Below are 940 nucleotides of genomic sequence, written 5' to 3'. Positions count from 1 at the left end.
TTCGTCGTAGCCAACATAGTTAACCTAGTTGGCTCAGTTGTCAATGTTGGCATGGCTGTCTTGGTGTGGTGAGATTGACGCGATGGTCAAGAACACCGGCCGGGCCGGCTATCTCCAGATCGCCGACGATCTCCGCGCGCAGATCCGCGGCGGCTCCCTCGCGCCCGGCACCCCGCTGCCGTCCACCGCGCAACTGGCCGAGCAGTACGACGCGTCGCTGTCGGTGGTGAAGATGGCCGTCGGCATCCTGCGCAACGAGGGCCTGGTCATCGGCCAGCAGGGCAAGGGCGTGTTCGTCACCGACCCCGACCAGACCCCCGCCGCCGGCGACACGGGGGGCGAGGTGGCCGAACTGCGCGCGGTCGTACAGGACTTGTCGGTACGCCTCGCACGGGTGGAGGAGCAGTTGGCTACGTCCACGACACCCCGTTCCGGACGTAGCAGCCGGTAACCCGCCTGGCCAGCGACGCCGACGCCCCATCCGGGCGACGCCGCAGGCTGAGCGCCTTGTCCTCACGGCGGATACCGACCAGCACCGCCACGTACCCGGCCAGCAGCGCGACGCCGAGCAGTCCGGCGATGATCAGCGGGATGGTGGTCATGACCAGATCACCCCCGCCGCGGCCAGGCCGCGCGCAGCGCGCGGGGGACGGCGGGTCTCGCCGCGCCGCCGGCCGTCACGGCGCTTGGCCGCCTGCTTCTTGATCCAGCGCTGGCGGGCCGAGCACTTGCGGCAGCGGGTCTGCCCCTCCTCCAGGTGCGCGCCGCACTCGCAGGCAGGTTCGGGGTAGATCTCGTCAGTCATGTGATCACCTCTCCCTTCCGGGTCTCGGTTGTTGCTTGCGAACCGAGAATGCGACGGAGAGTCAGGACGAGATCACTACACGACGGGACATGTTCAAGACGTCCGGCCTACGATGGCCGAGTCCCCGGACGTCCT

Annotated in this window: 3 protein-coding genes; 1 reads left to right on the top strand and 2 read right to left on the bottom strand. The window is 68.5% G+C overall.

The window, feature by feature from the left end; genetic code table 11:
- The first annotated feature begins 82 nt into the window (after positions 1–82).
- Positions 83–451 carry a GntR family transcriptional regulator gene (locus tag IEY82_RS38715; protein ID WP_189129276.1) on the top strand — a complete coding sequence of 123 codons (369 nt, stop codon included), beginning with the start codon at positions 83–85 and terminating at the stop codon, positions 449–451.
- On the opposite strand, the gene IEY82_RS38710 is transcribed toward IEY82_RS38715, so the two are convergent.
- Both IEY82_RS38710 and IEY82_RS38705 read right to left on the bottom strand, forming a co-directional pair.
- Entirely contained in the window at positions 411–602 is a 192-nt protein-coding gene (locus IEY82_RS38710; protein WP_189129275.1) for a hypothetical protein, read from the bottom strand. The genes IEY82_RS38715 and IEY82_RS38710 overlap by 41 nt on opposite strands.
- Positions 599–805, bottom strand: a complete 207-nt coding sequence (locus IEY82_RS38705; RefSeq protein WP_189129274.1) for a hypothetical protein — start codon at positions 803–805, stop codon at positions 599–601. The genes IEY82_RS38710 and IEY82_RS38705 overlap by 4 nt, the downstream gene beginning before the upstream one ends.
- Between the last annotated feature and the right edge of the window lie 135 nt (positions 806–940).

Origin of the sequence: Nonomuraea cavernae (genome assembly GCF_014646355.1) — a bacterium.
GTDB classification, from domain to species: Bacteria; Actinomycetota; Actinomycetes; order Streptosporangiales; family Streptosporangiaceae; genus Nonomuraea; species Nonomuraea cavernae.
This window is presented reverse-complemented; position numbering and strand designations above follow the sequence as displayed.